This window comes from Bradyrhizobium altum (assembly GCF_020889705.1).
GTDB lineage: Bacteria > Pseudomonadota > Alphaproteobacteria > Rhizobiales > Xanthobacteraceae > Bradyrhizobium > Bradyrhizobium altum.
Genome location: NZ_JACMYP010000001.1, coordinates 111,917 through 129,759, shown reverse-complemented (window position 1 = coordinate 129,759; position 17,843 = coordinate 111,917). Strand labels below are relative to the sequence as shown.

The following is a 17,843-nucleotide window of genomic DNA, read 5'->3' as shown; positions in this document are numbered from 1 at the left end:
TTCTGCCATGTCGCGAAATCTGGGCAGCGGATACGAGGCGATCAAATCGCCTTGGGCGGATTACGCGGTCTACAGTCTACCCGATGCCTCCCGGATCGAAGCCCGCGACCGCCAGCCGCTGATGGACGCCATGAACGGCATCATTGCCGTCAACTGGCTGGCCACCGAGCCGCATTGGACGGCAACCTCCTCACCCTTCGACCAGAAGTACAGCCTGATCCTCGTCTATGACGGCTCCGGCCTCGTCGCCTTCTCGGTCTACCGCATCCTACAGATGTCGGCCGGACTTGGAATCTATCGCAGCGGGACAGAAGTACTCCCGGCGCATCAGGCCGCGGCCTCTACGGCTTCTTTACGGCGGAAGTTCTGAAGTGCTCGGGCGCCGCCGAGAGGGTCGACGGCAACGTGCTCTACGGCTGGCGGACCCGCAATCCGATCGTCTGGGCAGCGAACGCTAAAATTTGCGAAAAAGTGACTCCATCGTTGCTCGATGATGCGCAGGACCCGGCGTTGCAGGCGGCCTGTGTCGAGATGTGCACCTCACTCTATCCGGGCAAGCCGCTCGAACTGCCCGACATGATCATGCGTGGCGCTTACGGCCACATTAAACACCACCGGCAGGCCTATCGTGGCACCGCGTCGCTGGTCGATGCTGCGATGTCGCGGAAGATTCCGAATTCAGCAGATGCCCTGTTCTCGGTGGGTTACGCGAGGGTGTGATGTCGATGCTCGGACAACAAGCCGTTTACGCCCCGACGTCGCGCTTCACCGACCGCGGCTATCTCGCCTGGACGGCAGTGGCCATCGCCTACGCCATTGCCTTCCTGCAGCGGGTGTCACCGCAATCGGTAAGCCTTAGTTTCATGCACGACTTCAGCACCGATGCGGCCGGTGTTGCGATGCTCGCCTCGAGCTATTTCTGGGGCTACACCTTGATGCAGATTCCGGCCGGCCTGCTGGTCGATCGTTACGGCGTCAAGCGCGTCGTCCTTGTCAGCATGATCGCCTCGTCGCTCGGCAGCGCAGCGTTCGCGCTGGCGCCGAACCTGCTCGACGTTTTTGCTGCGCGCCTGATCGTCGCCTGCGGCGATGCGCTGGTCTTCACGGCACTCCTCAAGTTCGTGGCACAAAGTTTCGCTGACGAGCGGTTCGGCATGATGTCGGGCATCTCGCAGGTCTCCGGCTATGTCGGAGGCGTGATCGCGACCACGCCGCTCGCAGCCGCCGTCTCGGGGTTTGGCTGGCGGGCCTGCTTCCTGTTCATCGCCTGCATTGGCCTCGCCAACCTCGCCTTCGCCAAACTCGCGCTCAAGCCTGATCCGGCATCGCACAGCAACAAGACGCTGAAGGGCGTCGTGATCGCTGCGCGGCAATCGCTGGCCCATATCGCGAACTGGGGTTGTGCGATGACGTTTGCGTCGCACTTCGCGGTTGTGACGACGCTGTCGGGCGTCTGGGGCATTCCGATGGTCGCCCACTTCTTCCATATCTCTCCGACGGCCGCCGGCACGCCGCTGCTCGCCTTCATGATCGGCAATGCGCTCGGCTCGATCTTCCTCGGTCACGCCGCCGATCGTGCCGCGGCGGCGCTCGACCGCGCATTGATCGGCATTTGCGTATTGCGCATGCTGCTGATCGCAATGCTGCTGCCGCAGGTCGCCCGGACATTTGGTCTCGCCTACGTCACCGTCGTGTTCACGGCCTTGGGGCTCGTCGCCGGCGGCACCGTCCCGCTGGTGCTGAAATGCGTGAAGAAGCTCTACACCTCCGAACTGATCGGTGTCGGCGCTTCTGTGAACACCACTGCTGCCGGGATATTCGCCGGCGTCTCGCAGCCGATCATCGGCTTTGCGATGCTTGCCGCCAGCAACGCCTCCGGAACCGACGCCGTGCACAACACGGCCGCGATCGGTGACGGCGGCTACAGCGCCTTGATCGTCATTCTGCTTCTCATGTCGCTGCCGGGCATTGCCGGGCCGCTATTGATGAGAAGCAAGTTGATAGCCCGTTAGTGTCGTTATGAGTGTAGGGGGTGTTATGGAGCGCTTGTTCTTGAGAAAAGGCGAAGTCGCGTCAAACTTTCCGGTCAGTAGCTGGCAGAGCGTGATGTTCTCCGAGTTTGAAGCGCAGATGAGCAGCGAGGCAAGGCCGTTCCCTTGCGTGTTCGGGGTGACCGGACATCGCCAGGATCAGCTCCGCTATCTGTTCCTCGATCCGTATGACGTCGCCGTGCTCGGCGAGCAGCTCGCACAATATGTCTCAGAGGCGCGCTCGTTCGGCCCCAACACCTCCTTGATCGTGTTCACGCGTCCCCGCCCCGTGCAGACGCTTGATGCCTATTATCGCAAGATGTGGCTCACGCTCGACCAGCTCGCACGCCTGGACAAGAACCCGTGGCCGACCGAGATTCCGGAACAGATCGACCACCCCATGTGGGAGTTCTCGTTTGCGGGTGAGCCGATCTTCGTCGTGTGCACGACGCCGGCCCATGTGATGCGCCAGAGCCGCCGGTCCAGCGCCTTCATGCTCACGTTCCAGCCGCGCTGGGTGTTCGATAAGATCCTCGGGACGGAAAAGGCGGCGACCGCCGCGTTCGCCGAGGTGCGCAAGCGCCTGATCCCGTACGATAGCGCGAGCCCCTCTCCGCTTCTTGGCCGCTACGGCGCGACCGATGGCCGCGAATATCTGCAGTACTTCCTGCACGACGACAACAATGCGAGCGGAGGCTGCCCCTTTGCCAAGCTCGCGCAGAACAAGACGCCAGCTATCGCGAACAAGGAACAGGCAGCATGACCCAAATCATCGCGGGCACGAAGACCGAATTTGCCATCGATCCGGAGATCATGAACCTGCTCCCGGCCCAGGGGTCCGTCGAGCTGCAGCATGATGCGGCCGGCAAGGTGCATCACTTCCATACCCATCCGGTCGATGAAATCCTGATGATCATCAGCGGCCGGTTGAACTTCATCTGGGACGGCGGTGAGCGGGTGGTCGGTGCCGGCGACACCATCCTGCTGCCTGCCGGCACCCGGCATCAATCCGAAGCGCTCGAGGGTGGTGCAATCTACGTGATCGCGACGCAGCCGCCCGCCAGGCCAATGAACAACTGACATCCAGGAAAAACGCGAACACCTCAGGACAGTAAGGGATCGCGCGGCGGCTCAACCGCCAAACGTTCGACCAGCTCGATGACCTCGGAACGCTGGTCGGGCGCAAGTCGAAGGAAAGCCTTCAACAATCGCAGGCTTTCCAGTGTTTCGCTCGATGGAGCTCCGAGCTTGTTCTGCAGCTCTGCAACGTATGTGGGATTTTTCATCTCGCACCTTAAGTGAGGATTACGAATGGCATACCCAGGTAAACGTGAAGGCTTGGCCCAGAAGGTCGACACCGCAGCGCAAGAGGCCGAACGCCTTGGCCTGACCACGGCAACCCTCATACTCCGGATGGCCCGTCTCGAGATTGATCGGGCGGAGCCCGAGGAAGTTGAAAGTATGCCAAGGAACAACTTGCGCAGCAAGCCGAACTGAGGTCCCGAACGGGCCAGTTCCGTATCGAAGGCCGCCGGCACGCGATGGGGGCCCGCGACGTCTGAACGACATCTTGCGAGGCGAGAGGCTTCCCTCTCGCCTCAGGTCAGGTGGTTAGCGCGTATCTGATCTTTGGTTCAGACCAAACGGCTAGCCGGTGTTACCTGGCCTGCCGAACGCGCCTGCCTCGGCCAAAGCGGCGATGCGCCGGTCGTCGTAGCCAAGCGTCTTGCTCAACACATCCCGAGTGTGCTGACCGAGCAGCGGAGCCGCAACGGGATCGACCGTCGGCGTCAGGCTCATATTGACCGGCGACTCGATGTTCGGAACCGAGCCGGCGGTCGGATGCGCGATCTTGCTCAGGCGATGACGGTCGCGCACCTCGGGTGCGTTGAAGCCTTCCTCGACCGTACGCAAATAGCCAACCGGAATATTGGCCTTCTTCATCTTTGCCATCCAATGCTCGAGCGTGTCGCTTGCAAACACGCTGGCGATGATGGCGCGCAGCTTCTCCTTGTTGGCGGTCCGCGCCTTGCGGTGAGCAAACTCGGGGTGGGTGACGAGATCCGGGCGCTCAAGTACGTCGGTCACGAGCCGGCGATAGAGCCGGTCGTTAGCGCAGGCCATATAGAGCGGACCATCGGACGCCCGGTAAACGCCGACGGTCGGCGAACCGTTAGGTGAGTTGCCGAAGCGGCCGGGGTTGTTGCCGTTGATGAGATAGGCCATGCCGTAGAAGCCGGTCATCGACACCGCGGTATCGATCAACGCGACCTCGACCTGCTGCCCGCGACCGAGCCGATCCCGCGCAATCAAGGCGAGCAGGATGGCGTTGCAGGCCGACATACCGGTTGCCATGTCCACGATCGGCGGCCCGGTGCGCACCGGTTCGCCATCCGGAAAGCCGTTGAGCGACATGAAGCCGCTTTCGGCCTGCGTAATCGGGTCGAAGCCCGGGCGCAGCGCGAAATCACCCTTGCGGCCATAGGCGGAGATCGAGCAATAGATCAGCCGCGGATTGGTCGGCGACACCGACGCATAGTCGAGACCGAATTTCTTCATCACGCCGCCGGAGAAATTCTCCACCACGACGTCTGCCTTGGCAATCAGCGCGCGCGCGACTTCGAGTGCCGCAGGATTGTTGAAATCGAGCGCAATGCCGCGCTTGTTGCGGTTGAGGCTCAGATACGCTGCGCTTTCTCCGCCGATCTCGGCGTGCTCGTAAGCTCGCGTGTCATCCCCACCGTCCGGATTCTCGATCTTGATGACCTCGGCCCCGAAATCGGCCAGCGTTTGCGTGCAGGCCGGGCCGGCGACGACGCGGGTGAAGTCGACCACCAGCAGGCCATCGAGCGCCGTCGGAACTCCTTCCCCGCGCGGCGCGCGCCCTGGCAATTCTGGTTTGGTCATGATCTGACGCTTCCTCTGTTATTTTGTCAGGCGAAATACGACGGCCCTTGCCAGGACCGGCACTGCCTGCCTTTTAGCGGAAGCCCATCACCAAGACCAAACCCGGATTTTGCAGGGCGGGACCTTCGCCTGACATGGCTGTCACCGGCAAGGGGGTCCCGTAGTGCCGGCAGCGCCGACACGGTCAAACGGTTCGAATGTCGAGGAAACCCGCCGGATACCGGATCCGTCAGCGCGTCCGGCGAGCGGAAGAATGGACATCGGCGGGTAGCGACGCTCCGTCGCTACCCGCTCGAGAACCGTCGCGCTATTCGGCGATCACTTCGCCGGAGCCGCCGAACTCGGCCGGAAAATCCTTCAGCTTCGGCAGGCCATCGCGTATCGGCAGCACCGCCTCCGAATAGTTGACGTGAACGCCGGGGCTGAACTTCAGCGTTGGGATCGTTGCCGTGAACACGTCGACGAGCCCAAGTGTCGGGTGGTTCGTCATCAAGTGACCACCGCACTTGGTGCAGTATTTGCGCTGGCTCATCGCGGTCTTCTCGAACGTCCCGACATGATCAGCGCCCTTGGTGACTTCGACCGCCCCGGGCTTCCACAGGCTGAACGCATTCACTGGGCCGCCGGACCAGGAGCGGCATGAACGGCAGTGGCAGTAGCCCATCGCCTCAGGTTCCCCGGTGACCTTGAGTTCGACCGCGCCGCAAAAGCAGGTTCCAGTGTGATTCATCGCTCGGTTCTCCCTTGGGTGAATTGATCGGAGGGTGAATTGATCAGACTCCGCGCCGGCATCGACCCACGTTACTCGTGATGTTCGCGATGCAGGATAAGATTAAGCGGGCGTAGCCGCTGCGAACTCCCTTGTGGACGTACCAGACCATTCCTCGCACCGGAGGCAATCACTACGCTCCAATGCGGGCAGATCGTCGACGCGAGCGAAGTTACATGAGAGTCCGCGCGGCTGTCGACCGTCTTCGAAACAGATCAGGACGAGCTCAGTGTGAGGCAAAGCACAGTGCCGCAATGTGATGACTCGCTGCCGTGCCGGCTGCCTGTGCGGCAACCGGCGCGTCAGCACATCACTTCAGATCAGCGTTGATGGTCCTTCACGGGAACCTTGTTCGGCGTCGCAAGGCCGTACATCAGCGCCAGCCGATCCAGGCATTCCTTGAGGCGCCGCGCAAAATAGTCTTGCCAGCGCTGCGTACGCAAGCCGCGCCGCTGCCCCACCTGCTCCATGGTCATGCCGAGGATCAGGACGTCGTGGACCAGCGCCGAACCGTCGGCACCGAGCTCATGCTCGGCGCGATTGAGGCGCAAGGTCGCCTGGCGCTGCCCCTCCGTGATCGGCTCACGTTGCTGACCGCCGTCAACATATTCACGCGTCGTATCCACCGCGCGAGGGCCGCGCTCGGCCTTCTCCCAATCGTTCTGGAAGGCCCGACCGCTTCGGTACTGGGTGTCGTCGATCTGCCGGTGTGCATGCAACCGGCCGAGCGGGTCGTTGCGTATCGAGCGAAAGGCAACAATCTTCTCGCCCGGCTCGAGCGCGAGGGGATCGTCGATCTCGACGGTCGCCACCTCGGCGTTGAAGGGCAGATCCTGGGAGCGCCGATCATGTGTTCCAGCGGGATCGTACGGTTTCCGGCGTTTTGCGCGCGGCATTGGTGACCTCCGAAATGTGTGATGAAAGCGCGCGGCGTCGTCCGCGCGACTCGGGTTGTGGACCGACATCGATCGGTCGGAAGATGAGCGGCCTCAGATGGCCCCGATGGCTTGAAGCCAGGCGTCGTTCAGTACCGGCCTCGTCGATGCCTCGGGATCGCGGCTCAGGTGAAAATGCGGCGTGCAATAGCTCGCGCCCGGACGGCGCGGGTGACCGCAGAAGGTCATGGTTTCGCCGTCGGCATCCCCGCCATAGGGATAGCGGCAGTCTCCGCGCTTGAGGTCGAACAGTGAAAGGTGCCGTGGCGCGACCGCCGCGCAACGAAGTTGGGGCATCTCCACCGTTTCGGTGAAGCTTTTCGGCCAGCGAAGCAGATCGGGCTTGAGCTCGGCCCGCCCTTCACGCAGGCGCCCGATCCTCGGTGGCTCCGGCAAGGCCGGCTTGGGTGGATCGAGATGCCCTGGCAGGGACGGCTCTGGCCGATCGAGGCCCGCCAGCCCCATGCGCTGCGCCCGGCTGAGGGCCGCGTCGCGTGTATAGGCCGTGCTGAAGGTTGCGTTGATCGTGTCAGCGATTTCCGAATAGGACAAGCCGCGGGCGCGCAGGTCCTGCAAGGCAGCCGAATGCTCCGGCAGCCAGTTCACCATATCCATTCCAAATTCCCATTTTTGCCATTCCGCCGGCGCCTCGCATAGCTTCCGATATTCCGAAGAAAAAGTCAAGCTTGAATTCTGATAATCGTAACGGTAAGAGTATGTCCAGCTTTGGAGAGGATGAAACATGCTGGACGCGGCACTTATCGAACGAGCTCTGGAAAAGACGGGAAAGAGCAAGGGCGGGCTTGCCCGCGCAATGGGGGTTCGGGCCGGGGCGGTGTCCGAAATCCTGTCGGGAATCCGCTTGATCAAGGCATCGGAGATCGCCCCGATCATGGAATACCTGGAGCTGAACGCGGTGCCGATCGTGGGCCGGGTCGGCGCCGGCGCCTCGATCCAGCCGGAACTTGAGCAGGTCCCGCCGGAGGGTCTCGGCGAGATCGAGCTTCCCTTCCCGATGACGGAGGAAACCGTCGCTTTCGAGGTTTCGGGCGATTCGATGCTGCCGAAATACGAGAACGGCGATGTCATCGTCGTGTATCGCGAGCAGCGCTATCCGCTGTCGAGCTTCTACGGAGAGGAAGCTGCGGTCCGGCTGAAGAGCGGCGAGCGCTATCTGAAGACGATCGAGCGGGGCAGCTCATCCGGCACGGTCAACCTCAAGAGCTTCAATGCCAAGCCGATCAACGGCGTCAAGCTCGAATGGATCGGCGAGATCTGCGTCACCCTGCCCCGCGGCCAGATCGAAAGGCTGCGCGGCAAGACGGCGGCGAAGGGCCGCAAATCAGCCCGGGCGCAGGGCGGACGGTCGTCCGAGAAATAGCCGCCCGGCTTCAGGGGCTGGCCTGACCGATTCGGGTGCCTTCGGCCCGAATCGGTTGGTGCGACCGCGCCCGAGTTCCGATTATCGTCAATTTCCCTTGACATAATTCCGATTATCGGAAATAATGGACAACGAAAGTCAACGCATCGAACCGCCAGGCAATGCAGTATTTTGTTGTGATGATCGACTATGGCCGCCGTGGCCGCGAGGCGATCGTCGATCCCGAAATGACGCGGCGCGAGGTCATCTCACGGGTCGCGTCAGGGGAATACACCAACATCAGCTTCATCCACGAGGTTGCCGAGTGCTCGGTCGAGGATATCACGGACGATATCCTCGCGGAGGCTGCCCTGCCGGAGGTCGCCCCGACCGGCGCGAACCTGCAAGCCAGTACACTGGATCACGCCCGCGACCTGCGCAAACACGAGCCGGTCTGACCGCGCTCACGCGGTGATTGCGAAAACGTGATCTTTCTTGAACCGGCCACTTGGCCGGAACCCGAAACGGACTAGATAGGGTTCACGCAGAGTCTATTCGGACCGGGCGTGGGTTCCCACTAGATTCGCGAAATCGTTTTCTCGGGCCGGCAGATTTCAGCTTCAGATGACTTCGACAACAAACGCCGAGATCGCGAGAGCCGATGGCGATCTCAGGATCGCGCTGCTGCTTGGCATCGCAAACTGGTTTCTGTTCCTGGATCACGTTCCGCACAACGTCGTCAGTGCGCTGACCATGCACAATTTCGGCTTTAGCGGCGCGACCGACCTTTTTGTGTTCATCGGCGGCTATGCGGTGACGCTCATTTACGCCCGGATGGCGCTGGAGCGCGGATTCGTCGTGGCTGCGACCCGGATCTTCAAGCGCGTATGGCAGCTCTATGCTGCCTATATCGTCCTGTTCGTGATCTATGTCGAGTTGATCAGCTATGTCGCCACGCGGACCGCGGCGCCCGAGATCATCAGCGAGTTCAACATCACCGGATTCATCGACCACCCGATCCGGACGCTGATCTACGGCTTGTTCCTGCAGGCCAAACCGCTCAATCTCGACGTGCTGCAACTCACTATCGCCCTGATGGCCTTCCAGCCGTTCGTCGTACTCGGATTGCTCCACGTGCCGAATGCAACGCTTCTCGCGTCAGTGGCGCTTTACGCTACCGCCCGCGTGTTCGACTGGAACCTGACTTCATATCCGTACGGAGATTGGTACCTTAATCCGTTCTGCTGGCAATTGCTGTTCGTGATGGGTGGCTGGCTCGCGCTCATCGGCACGCGCTATGCACCCGCGATCCGCGCGATGCAGGCCGTTGCCGCGCTGCGCGCCACGGCGTTGTTGTACCTGCTGTTCGCGCTGACGATCGTCTCCAGTAGCGATATCCCCGCACTCGCCCAAATGATGCCGAGCGGACTGAGCGACATGCTGCTGCAGAACGACCGGGAGGATGTCGCACCTCACCGCATCCTGCATTTCCTGACCCTGACATTCCTGTTCACCTGGTTGGTGCCGCGCGACTGGGGATACCTGCGATCTTACGCCCTGCAGCCGATCATCAAGTGCGGCGAGGAATGGCTGGCCGTGTTCTGTGCAGGCGTGTTCCTCTCCTTCGCCGCGCACCTGATTTTGATCACCGGCCCTTACTCACTGACAAGGCAGGTCGCGGTCAGCCTCGCCGGTCTCGCGGCAATGACGGCTGTCGCCTACTACGTCTCGTGGTCGAAGCAGCAGGACAACAAATCTGCGGTCGGCGCTCATTCCTGAATCCATCGATCTAGTCGACCAGCAGCGCGCGCCTTAGCCGCGTCTCACTGTCGTGCAGCATGGCGGTGTCGAGGCCCCCTCGCGCATCTGCATCCGTCGCGCAAGCGAACAGGCGGTAGAACTGCAACCCGTCATAGGCGACCAGCAACAGATCGACGCCCGCGTTCAACGCCTCCACGACTGCGGTGCAGACATCGTGCTGATAGATCGCTGATTGCGCAAAGCCCTGTCCTTGCCGCGATCTACGCCGAACACGTGAAGGCACAGCTTGGCGATGGCATCCCGCTCGGCGCTACAGTCCCTCAGGAGGCCCTGCCCGACCCCGACGACCAGGTGACGCCGATCCGTCCCGCGCTCGATCTCGCCGGCAACGACCTGCTGCGGCGGCGGCCCGATGCGTTGCCGGCGGCGAAGCCAGCGGATCCGGCTATGTCGAGATCGGTACCGCGCTCATGCCCATCATCCTGGAGACCCAGAAGGTCACACTGGCGGGCTTCCGTATTCTCGATCCGCAAGGCGTGGTGATCGCCGGACGCCAGGAGGTCGGGCAGTCGCTTGCCCATATCGAGGAAGTGGCCGCGGCGCTTGGCGGCCAGTATAGCGCCGCGCTCCGTATCCGCATGCCGGACAAGCCTCCGCCACCGATCTATTCGATCAGCCGCGGCGTCGGTGTCCATGTCTTCTCCGCAATGCCCGTGATCGTCAACGATCACGTCGCCGGCGTGATCTACACGTCGCGGACGCCGAGCAACATCTTCGATCATCTCTATCGGGAGCGCGGCAAGTTCCTGCTCGCCACATTGGCCGTGCTGCTGGCGACCGTTGCTATCGGCCTGATGTTCTCACGAACAGTCACGCGTCCGATGCGCGAGCTCGTCGATCGCGCCGCGCGGATCGGCCGCGGCGACCGCAATGCGTTTCAGCCCCTGCAGCACTATGGCACCCGCGAGCTGGCCCAGCTCTCCGACAGCTTCCTCGACATGGCCCAGCAGCTGTCGCGCCGTTCCGACTACATCGCCACCTTCTCGGCACACCTGACGCACGAATTGAAATCGCCGCTGACATCGATCAGGGGCGCGGCCGAGCTGCTGCAGGATTCGCTTCAAAGCAAGTCGGATACGCTGACCCGATCCGAGCAACAGAGCTTCATCTCGAACATCCTTGGCGACGTCGCGCGGCTCGATGCGATGAGCCAGCGGCTGCGCGAGCTGGCGCGCGCAGAGAGCGCTCCGCAGAACGAGCAGACCTCACTCTCTGGCGTCATCGCGAACCTGAAGAGCCGCTTTGCGCAGCGGACAATCGTGGCCAGCGGCGACCTCGACCGCCCGATCGGGATGTCCGGCGAGAAGGCGCTGATCGTGCTGGCGCATCTGGCCGACAACGCGTTCCGTCACAATGCCCGGTCGGTGCAGCTCGAAGCGACTGCCGAAGCTTCGACCCTCAGGATGACGGTGAGCAACGATGGCGACCCGATCTCCAACGCCAACAGCGACAAGATCTTCGATGCCTTCTTCACCACCCGCCGCGATAGCGGCGGCACCGGCATGGGCCTCGCCATCGCGCAAGCGGTCATGGTGAGCCATGGCGGCACGATCCGTCCCCTGCCCAGCAGGCAGGGCGTCGCTTTCGCGCTGGAGTTTCCTGCGGTCTAACCGGCGTCAGACCCGCTCGATGATGATCGCGGCCGCCATGCCGCCAGCGGCGCTGAGCCGTCGAGCACACAGGAGGAATTTCCCGCGTGGTGGACAAAATTGATCGAGATCTGGTTGCCTCTCAGCATCAGCTTCCAGCCGGTTGGCCATCGCGCTTACGGCTTGAAATCAGGCGCATCGACGTCCTCGCGTGATCCCTTCCGCCCTAGCAATCGCGTCGGCGCGTGGTGGCCCGCGCTCTCTGGTTGTCCGATCATGCATGCTCAGCCGAGCCCTGCTTGACGCGCAAATTCGTTTGTGCGCAGCTGCTCAAAACAACAAGGCTACTCAGGGGCAGGACATATGGGCGGGCTTCGGCGGACGCTGGCCGGTTACGGCTTCCTCATCGCATCGATCAATCTGGCGGCAGCGGCGGAGCCGATCAAGCTGCGGGTGGCCGACTCTTTTCCGAAAGGGCATTACCTCGTCCGCCTCGTGCTCGAGCCTTGGATGGCCGAGGTGCAGAAGCGCACCAACAACGCCGTGACGTTCGAGCACTATCCGGCCCAGCAGCTCGGCAAGGCCGCCGACATGCTCAAGCTGACGCAAACCGGCGTCGCCGATATCGGCTATGTCGCGCCCGCTTACGTGTCCGACAAGATGCCGGTCTCCGAAGTCGCGATGCTCCCCGGCGCATTCGAGCATTCCTGCCAAGGCACGCTCGCTTATTGGAAGGCCGCGCGGAGCGGTGTGATTGCACAGCAGGATTATACCGCAAACGGCATCCGCCTGCTGCTCGCAGTGAGCCTGCCGCCCTATCGCATCCTGACCGTGAAGCAGCCGGTGAAGGACACAACCGACATCAATGGACTGAAGCTGCGGTCGACCGGCGGCGCGCAGGACCTCACCTTGCGCGCGATCGGCGCAGTGCCGGTGCGGATGGCGGCCCCCGACGCCTACGAGTCGCTGTCGCGCGGCACGATGGACGGTCTGCTGTTTCCGCTCGAGAGCGTCGTCGCCTATGGCGCCGACAAGCTCGTGAAGCATTCCACCGACGGCTTCGGCTTTGCGAGCTTCGTGGTCGCCTATTCGATCAGCGAGAACGCCTGGAAGAAACTGTCGCCGGAGATCCAGAAGGCGATGATCGACACCGCCGAGGAGATCCTGCCGTCCGCCTGCAAGGAAGTGCAGAAGCAGGACAGCGAGACCATGAAGTCGATGGAAGCCGCAGGAGTCCACTTCGACACCTTGCAGCCTGACGTCGTTGCCAAGCTCAAAGACCTGACGAAGGGCGTGGGCAAGGCATGGGCCGACGGGCTCGATGCGCGCGGCAAGCACGGCAGCGACGCCCTGAAGGAATTCAGTGCAGCCGTTGCGGCCGTGCCGGCCCAGTAACGCGGCGGGAGCCCAACGTGATCAAGACGAGCCTGAAGGCCCTGACCGCCATCGAAAAGGTGACCTCGGCCATCGCCGCTGCCATGATGTTTGCAATCATGATCATAGTCTTCTCCGATGTCGTGATGCGCTACGTCTTCAACCGGCCGTTCTCCTGGGCCTATGATTTGATCTCGCTCTACGTGATGGCCGGCGTGTTCTTTCTATCCCTTTCCGGCACCTACGCGGTCAACGGCCATATCAGCGTCGATATCCTGCTGCCGCGCTTCTCGGCGATTATCCAGCGCCTCTGCGTCATCATCTCCAACGTCGTTGGCCTCGCCATCTTCGTTCCGATCGCCTGGCTCGGTTATCAGCGCGCGCTAGACAATTATGTGTCGGGCGACGTGATGGCCGGTGCGATCCCGTGGCCGACCTGGGCGTCCTCGATCTTCGTGCCGGTCGGGGCGGGAATTCTCGCGCTCCGCCTTGCCGTCCATCTCATTGCCAATACCGTAAGCCTCCTGACCGGCGAGAATATATTGCCGCTGCCGGCCATCTCCGGTCATTCGGACAAGGCTGCCGGAGGTTTCGAATGATCCCGACCTTCATCCTCGCGCTGCTGTTCTTCCAGCTCGCGATCGGAACACCGGTCGCGTTCGCCATGGCGTTCTCCGGCGGGCTCGGCCTCTATCTGACCGGCGGCCTGCCGATCCTGCTCGGCGTGCTGCAGACCACGCCGCTGTCGGCCGTCACCTCCTACGAGCTGATCACGATCCCGATGTTTCTGTTGATGGCAGACCTGGTGCTGCTGTCAGGCGTCGCCGACGATCTGTTCAAGACCGCCGCGGCCTGGGTTGGACGCATCCCCGGCGGTCTCGGCATGGCGACCGCGTTGGCCGGTGCGGGCTTCGGCTCGATCTGCGGCACCAGCACGGCCTCGGCCGCGACGCTCTCTTCGACCAGCCTGCCCGCAATGATCCGCCAGGGTTACGAGCCCAAAATGGCCGCCGGCGTCGTCGCGATCTCGGGCACGCTGGCGATGCTGCTGCCGACCTCGGTGGCGCTCGTGATCTTCGGCCTGCTTGCCGAGGTGAACATCGGAAAGCTCCTGATCAGCGGCATCATCCCGGCGATCTTCGTCACCATCATCATCATGTCGACGATCTATATCCTGGTGCTGCTCGATCCCTCGCGCGCACCGACGATTTCGGCCGTGACATGGTCGGAGCGGTTCAGCCTGCTCTGGCAGGTGAGCCCGATGGTGGTCCTGTTCTCGATCGTCACAGGCACAATCTATCTCGGGATCGCGACGCCGACGGAGGCCTCGGCGTTCGGTGCATTCGGCGCCTTCTGCCTCGCCTGCTGGAAGCGCAAGATCAACCTGACCTCGCTCTACACGACGTTACGGCATGCCGCCCAGGGCACCTGCATGATCGTGCTGATCATCATGTGCGCGCACATCTTCGGCTATTTCTTCACCCTCACCCAGGTCACGCAGAACATCGTCGGGTGGGTCGGCGGGCTCGACGTCTCGCGCTGGATCATCATCACGCTGATCCTGTGCGGTTACATCGTGCTCGGCTCGTTCATGGATCAGATCGCGATCCTGGTGCTGACGGTTCCGATCGTGCTGCCGCTGATCAAGTCGCTCGGATTCGATCCGATCTGGTTCGGCGTCATCAAGATCGTGACCGCCGAGGTCGGCATGATCACTCCGCCGATCGGATTGAACTGCTTCATCGTGGCGCGTTATGCACACCGCCCCGTCGGCGAGGTGTTCCACGGCACATTCCCGCATTTCATCGCGCATCTGATCGCCATCGCCATTTTCGTGGCATTCCCGGAGATCATCCTCTGGCTGCCGAACCACATGCAACATTGAAGAAGCCGTCGGTCGAGACGGCCATCTCTGGGAGACTGTTATGAATTTCTATTCCCGTTTCCTCGCCGGCGCAGGTGTCGCCACCGCCTTGCTGGCGGCTTCCGCATCATCGGGCCTGGCCCAGGAGAAGATCACCCTGCGCCTTGCCGACAGCCTGCCGTCCGGCCACGTGATCCATGAGCTCGTCGGCAAGCCGTTTTCGGAGCTCGTCACCAAGCTGACCAACGGCCAGGTCACGTTCCAGCACTTCCCGGCGGAGCAACTCGGCAAGGCCAAGGACATGGCCCAGCTCACCGCGCTCGGCGTTGCCGACGTCTCCTACATCGTGCCGTCCTACGCGTCCGACAAGTTTCCGCTGACGGCCGTCGCTGAACTACCCGGCATCTTCGACAGCGAATGCCAAGGCTCGCTCGCCTTCTACAAGGTCTCGCACAATGGCGGCATCCTGGAGACCAAGGAGTTTGCGCCGAACCAGCTTCGGCCGCTGGTGACGCTCGCGCTGCCAGCCTACCAGGTCCAGCTTGCGACCAGCCGCGATGTGAAGACCGCGAAGGACCTCGAAGGCCTGAAGATCCGCACCACCGGCGGCGCCATGGACCTGATGATGCGCTCGATCGGCGGCGTTCCGGTGCGGATGGCCGCGCCCGAGATCTATGAATCGCTGACCCGCGGCACGCTCGACGGGCTGATCTTCTCCTACCAGAGCTCGGCATCCTACGACTTCGGCAAGATCCTGAAGTCGGGCACCGAGGGGCTCAACTTCGGCACCGCGATCTTCACCTATTCGATCGGCGAGCTGAAATTCAAGTCGCTGCCCGAGAATGTGCGCAAGGCGCTGGTCGAGGCCGGCGAGCAGACCACGCACGAGGCCTGCAAGCGGTTCGAGGACGGAGAAAAGGCCGCGGCCGACAAGATCAAGTCGCAGGGCATGAAGGTCATCAACTTCAGCGCCGGCGACAAGAAGGTGTTCGACACCGCCTTCAAGTCGGTGGCACAGGATTGGGTGAAGGACGTCGACAAGCGCGGCAAGCCCGGCACCGACGTCTTCAAGGCCTTCACCGAAGCACTGGCCGCCACCCATTGACCAAGGCACCGACGAGAGAAAAACCATGCGCGCCGGCGGGCCCGCTCGCCGGCGTCAGGATCATCGACCTCACCAGCGTGATGATGGGACCCTACGCGACCATGATCCTCGGCGACTACGGCGCCGACGTGACCAAGGTCGAGAGCCCCGATGGCGATGTGATGCGCCACGCCGCCCCGATGCGCCATGCCGCGATGGGCGCGATGTATCTGCAGGGCAATCGCAACAAGCGCTCGATCGTGCTCGACCTGAAGAAGGCCAGCGGCCGCGCGGCGCTGCTGCGTCTCGCCACCGATGCCGATGTGTTCGTCCACAACGTCCGTCCTGCGGCGATGGCGCGGCTGAGCCTCGGAGCCGACGATCTCTTTGCGATCAACCCGCGGCTTGTCTATGCCAGCCTGCACGGCTTCGGCGAGACCGGGCCCTATGCCGGCCGGCCCGCGTATGACGACCTGATCCAGGGGCTGACCGCCCTGCCCGCGCTGACCGGCAAGATCACCGGTGAGCCGCGCTACTCGCCGGCGACCATGGCCGACCGCATCGTCGGCCTCAATGCCGTCCACGCTATCCTCGCGGCGCTGTTTCACCGCGAGCGCACCGGCGAAGGCCAGGCGATCGAAATCCCGATGTTCGAGACCATGGCGCAGTTCGTGCTCGGCGATCACATGGCCGGCCGCAGCTTCGAGCCACCGATCGGACCGCCCGGCTACTCCCGGCTGCTGTCGCCGGACCGCCGTCCGTATCAAACCAGCGACGGCTACATCTGCGCGCTGGTCTATTCCGACAAGCAATGGAACGCGTTCTTCGTCAAGATCGGCCTTGCGAACGAAGCCGACCGCGACCCGCGGCTGAACAGCATCTCAGCAAGAACCCGGAACTACGACTTCGTCTACGACTGGTTCTCACAGATGATGAAGACCCGCAGCACCGCCGAATGGATGCGCTTCTTCGAAGAGGCCGACATTCCGCATGCACCGCTACACGACCTCGACAGTCTGATCGACGATCCGCATCTGACCGCCGTTGGGCTGATCCAATCAATGGAGCATCCGACCGAAGGCACGCTGCGCGTGGCCGGCCCGGTCGCCACCTGGAGCAAGACGCCGCCATCGATCCGGACCTATCCGCCGAACCTCGGCGAGCATGGCCGGGAGATCCTGCGCGAGGCTGGACTTGCGGATGCCGAGATTGCGGCCCTCCTCAAGGAGGGCGCGCTGATCGAACCCGACTGACTATTTCCTGCGCGACGCCAGGATTTTCTCGGCGGCGCGCAGATGCGGCTTGTCCAGCATCTTGCCGTCCATCTTGGCGACCCCGGACGGATTGTTGGCAAACGCGGCGATCACGCGCTCCGACCATGCGATCTCCTCGTCCGTCGGCATGAAGGCCGCGTTGACGACATCGACATGCTTGGGATGAATCGCGGCCTTGGCGAGGAAGCCGTCCTGCCGCGCCGCGATCGCCTCCACCTTCAACGCGTCGAGATCGTTGATATCGGTGGCGATCGTGTCGATCGCAACCACGCCGGCCGCTGCTGCGCCGATCAGGCAGAGGTCGCGGGCGAGGATGAAGGGCGAATGATAGCGGCCGTCGGTGCGGTTGCGCGTTGCGCCGAGCGAGGCCGCAAGGTCCTCCGCACCCCACATCATGCCCCAGAGCCGCGGGCTCATGTTCTCGAAGTCCAGGATCTTCAGCACCGCCCGCGCCGTCTCGGTTGCGACCGTAACGATCCGCGTGGTGCCCTGCGCGATACCTGAGGCGGCCTCGAATGCATCGAGATAGAGCGCGAGCTTGTTGACGTCGGCGGCGCCGGCGCATTTCGGCAGCACGATGCCATCAGGCCTTCCGGGCATCACGGCCGCGAGGTCGCCGAGCGTCAGATCGGTGTCGAGCGCGTTGACGCGGATATAGAGCTTCTGGTCCGGATTGCGCGCATCGAGCATCTCGCGCGTGATGCCGCGCGCAACCACCTTCTGCTCCGGTGCGATGGAGTCCTCGAGGTCGAGGATCAATGCGTCGGCTGCGGTCTTCTTCGCGCTCTCATATTTCCGGGTGTTGTCGCCGGGAACGAACAGGAACGATCGCATCG

Annotated in this window: 20 protein-coding genes and 1 pseudogene; 14 read left to right on the top strand and 7 right to left on the bottom strand. The window is 62.9% G+C overall.

Annotated elements, in window-relative coordinates; translation table 11 throughout:
* Nucleotides 1-7: 7 nt before the first annotated feature.
* Genes H8B02_RS00605 through H8B02_RS00585 form a run of 5 tightly spaced genes read left to right on the top strand, consistent with a single transcriptional unit; the run spans nucleotide 8 to nucleotide 3,110 of the window.
* Entirely contained in the window at nucleotides 8-370 is a 363-nt protein-coding gene (locus tag H8B02_RS00605; RefSeq protein WP_229164037.1) for a hypothetical protein, read from the top strand.
* A 35-nt stretch (nucleotides 371-405) separates the two neighbouring features.
* Nucleotides 406-720, top strand: a complete 315-nt coding sequence (locus tag H8B02_RS00600) for a hypothetical protein (protein WP_229164035.1) — start codon at nucleotides 406-408, stop codon at nucleotides 718-720.
* Nucleotides 720-2,012 carry an MFS transporter gene (locus H8B02_RS00595; RefSeq protein WP_229164034.1) on the top strand — a complete coding sequence of 431 codons (1,293 nt, stop codon included), beginning with the start codon at nucleotides 720-722 and terminating at the stop codon, nucleotides 2,010-2,012. The genes H8B02_RS00600 and H8B02_RS00595 overlap by 1 nt, the downstream gene beginning before the upstream one ends.
* A gap of 40 nt (nucleotides 2,013-2,052) precedes the next feature.
* The gene (locus tag H8B02_RS00590; RefSeq protein ID WP_229164032.1) at nucleotides 2,053-2,793 is read left to right on the top strand and encodes a YqcI/YcgG family protein; all 741 of its coding nucleotides are present in this window, start codon (nucleotides 2,053-2,055) and stop codon (nucleotides 2,791-2,793) included.
* Nucleotides 2,790-3,110: a cupin domain-containing protein gene (locus H8B02_RS00585; RefSeq protein WP_229164030.1), complete on the top strand. Its 321-nt coding sequence runs from the start codon at nucleotides 2,790-2,792 to the stop codon at nucleotides 3,108-3,110. The genes H8B02_RS00590 and H8B02_RS00585 overlap by 4 nt, the downstream gene beginning before the upstream one ends.
* A gap of 23 nt (nucleotides 3,111-3,133) precedes the next feature.
* On the opposite strand, the gene H8B02_RS00580 is transcribed toward H8B02_RS00585, so the two are convergent.
* The 5 genes from H8B02_RS00580 to H8B02_RS00560 form a co-directional block, all read right to left on the bottom strand.
* Nucleotides 3,134-3,316, bottom strand: coding sequence for a hypothetical protein (locus tag H8B02_RS00580; protein WP_229164237.1), 183 nt, complete (start codon nucleotides 3,314-3,316; stop codon nucleotides 3,134-3,136).
* 361 nt (nucleotides 3,317-3,677) lie between these two features.
* Nucleotides 3,678-4,940, bottom strand: a complete 1,263-nt coding sequence (locus H8B02_RS00575) for a CaiB/BaiF CoA transferase family protein (protein WP_229164235.1) — start codon at nucleotides 4,938-4,940, stop codon at nucleotides 3,678-3,680.
* A 304-nt stretch (nucleotides 4,941-5,244) separates the two neighbouring features.
* Entirely contained in the window at nucleotides 5,245-5,667 is a 423-nt protein-coding gene (locus H8B02_RS00570; protein WP_229164028.1) for a GFA family protein, read from the bottom strand.
* Between the two features lie 359 nt (nucleotides 5,668-6,026).
* Entirely contained in the window at nucleotides 6,027-6,602 is a 576-nt protein-coding gene (locus tag H8B02_RS00565) for a DUF6456 domain-containing protein (protein ID WP_229164026.1), read from the bottom strand.
* Nucleotides 6,603-6,695: 93 nt separating this feature from the next.
* Nucleotides 6,696-7,256 carry a GcrA family cell cycle regulator gene (locus tag H8B02_RS00560; protein WP_229164024.1) on the bottom strand — a complete coding sequence of 187 codons (561 nt, stop codon included), beginning with the start codon at nucleotides 7,254-7,256 and terminating at the stop codon, nucleotides 6,696-6,698.
* Between the two features lie 127 nt (nucleotides 7,257-7,383).
* On the opposite strand from H8B02_RS00560, the gene H8B02_RS00555 reads away from it, so the two are divergent.
* From H8B02_RS00555 to H8B02_RS00545, 3 genes are all read left to right on the top strand, one after another.
* Entirely contained in the window at nucleotides 7,384-8,022 is a 639-nt protein-coding gene (locus tag H8B02_RS00555) for a LexA family transcriptional regulator (RefSeq protein ID WP_092115615.1), read from the top strand.
* Nucleotides 8,023-8,183: 161 nt separating this feature from the next.
* Nucleotides 8,184-8,459, top strand: coding sequence for a hypothetical protein (locus H8B02_RS00550; RefSeq protein ID WP_212310257.1), 276 nt, complete (start codon nucleotides 8,184-8,186; stop codon nucleotides 8,457-8,459).
* A gap of 166 nt (nucleotides 8,460-8,625) precedes the next feature.
* Nucleotides 8,626-9,780, top strand: coding sequence for an OpgC domain-containing protein (locus H8B02_RS00545; RefSeq protein WP_229164022.1), 1,155 nt, complete (start codon nucleotides 8,626-8,628; stop codon nucleotides 9,778-9,780).
* Nucleotides 9,781-9,790: 10 nt separating this feature from the next.
* Here the strand turns inward: H8B02_RS00545 and H8B02_RS00540 are convergent, their stop codons facing one another.
* Entirely contained in the window at nucleotides 9,791-9,958 is a 168-nt protein-coding gene (locus tag H8B02_RS00540) for a hypothetical protein (protein WP_376711577.1), read from the bottom strand.
* A gap of 2 nt (nucleotides 9,959-9,960) precedes the next feature.
* On the opposite strand from H8B02_RS00540, the pseudogene H8B02_RS00535 reads away from it, so the two are divergent.
* The 6 genes and pseudogenes from H8B02_RS00535 (at nucleotide 9,961) to H8B02_RS00510 (ending at nucleotide 16,986) form a co-directional block, all read left to right on the top strand.
* A pseudogene (locus H8B02_RS00535) lies at nucleotides 9,961-11,432 on the top strand (ATP-binding protein).
* 342 nt (nucleotides 11,433-11,774) lie between these two features.
* Entirely contained in the window at nucleotides 11,775-12,806 is a 1,032-nt protein-coding gene (locus H8B02_RS00530; protein WP_229164020.1) for a TRAP transporter substrate-binding protein, read from the top strand.
* Between the two features lie 17 nt (nucleotides 12,807-12,823).
* Entirely contained in the window at nucleotides 12,824-13,384 is a 561-nt protein-coding gene (locus H8B02_RS00525) for a TRAP transporter small permease (protein ID WP_229164018.1), read from the top strand.
* The gene (locus H8B02_RS00520; RefSeq protein WP_229164016.1) at nucleotides 13,381-14,670 is read left to right on the top strand and encodes a TRAP transporter large permease; all 1,290 of its coding nucleotides are present in this window, start codon (nucleotides 13,381-13,383) and stop codon (nucleotides 14,668-14,670) included. The genes H8B02_RS00525 and H8B02_RS00520 overlap by 4 nt, the downstream gene beginning before the upstream one ends.
* Nucleotides 14,671-14,710: 40 nt before the next feature.
* Complete coding sequence (locus H8B02_RS00515) at nucleotides 14,711-15,754, top strand: TRAP transporter substrate-binding protein (protein WP_229164015.1); 1,044 nt, start codon at nucleotides 14,711-14,713, stop codon at nucleotides 15,752-15,754.
* Nucleotides 15,751-16,986 carry a CaiB/BaiF CoA transferase family protein gene (locus tag H8B02_RS00510; RefSeq protein WP_283842113.1) on the top strand — a complete coding sequence of 412 codons (1,236 nt, stop codon included), beginning with the start codon at nucleotides 15,751-15,753 and terminating at the stop codon, nucleotides 16,984-16,986. The genes H8B02_RS00515 and H8B02_RS00510 overlap by 4 nt, the downstream gene beginning before the upstream one ends.
* Here H8B02_RS00510 and H8B02_RS00505 read toward each other — a convergent pair whose 3' ends face one another.
* On the bottom strand, nucleotides 16,987-17,841 hold the full coding sequence (locus H8B02_RS00505) for an HpcH/HpaI aldolase/citrate lyase family protein (protein ID WP_229164014.1): 855 nt from the start codon (nucleotides 17,839-17,841) through the stop codon (nucleotides 16,987-16,989).
* Between the last annotated feature and the right edge of the window lie 2 nt (nucleotides 17,842-17,843).

What these genes read in the sequence shown, in the direction of transcription:
- H8B02_RS00605 (WP_229164037.1), top strand. Translation starts at nt 8, where the DNA reads ATGTCGCGAAATCTGGGCAGCGGATACGAGGCGATCAAATCGCCTTGG.
- H8B02_RS00545 (WP_229164022.1), top strand. Translation starts at nt 8,626, where the DNA reads ATGACTTCGACAACAAACGCCGAGATCGCGAGAGCCGATGGCGATCTC.
- H8B02_RS00570 (WP_229164028.1), bottom strand. Translation starts at nt 5,667, where the DNA reads ATGAATCACACTGGAACCTGCTTTTGCGGCGCGGTCGAACTCAAGGTC.
- H8B02_RS00530 (WP_229164020.1), top strand. Translation starts at nt 11,775, where the DNA reads ATGGGCGGGCTTCGGCGGACGCTGGCCGGTTACGGCTTCCTCATCGCA.
- H8B02_RS00595 (WP_229164034.1), top strand. Translation starts at nt 720, where the DNA reads ATGTCGATGCTCGGACAACAAGCCGTTTACGCCCCGACGTCGCGCTTC.
- H8B02_RS00560 (WP_229164024.1), bottom strand. Translation starts at nt 7,256, where the DNA reads ATGGATATGGTGAACTGGCTGCCGGAGCATTCGGCTGCCTTGCAGGAC.
- H8B02_RS00555 (WP_092115615.1), top strand. Translation starts at nt 7,384, where the DNA reads ATGCTGGACGCGGCACTTATCGAACGAGCTCTGGAAAAGACGGGAAAG.
- H8B02_RS00585 (WP_229164030.1), top strand. Translation starts at nt 2,790, where the DNA reads ATGACCCAAATCATCGCGGGCACGAAGACCGAATTTGCCATCGATCCG.
- H8B02_RS00520 (WP_229164016.1), top strand. Translation starts at nt 13,381, where the DNA reads ATGATCCCGACCTTCATCCTCGCGCTGCTGTTCTTCCAGCTCGCGATC.
- H8B02_RS00580 (WP_229164237.1), bottom strand. Translation starts at nt 3,316, where the DNA reads ATGAAAAATCCCACATACGTTGCAGAGCTGCAGAACAAGCTCGGAGCT.
- H8B02_RS00515 (WP_229164015.1), top strand. Translation starts at nt 14,711, where the DNA reads ATGAATTTCTATTCCCGTTTCCTCGCCGGCGCAGGTGTCGCCACCGCC.
- H8B02_RS00565 (WP_229164026.1), bottom strand. Translation starts at nt 6,602, where the DNA reads ATGCCGCGCGCAAAACGCCGGAAACCGTACGATCCCGCTGGAACACAT.
- H8B02_RS00550 (WP_212310257.1), top strand. Translation starts at nt 8,184, where the DNA reads ATGCAGTATTTTGTTGTGATGATCGACTATGGCCGCCGTGGCCGCGAG.
- H8B02_RS00505 (WP_229164014.1), bottom strand. Translation starts at nt 17,841, where the DNA reads ATGCGATCGTTCCTGTTCGTTCCCGGCGACAACACCCGGAAATATGAG.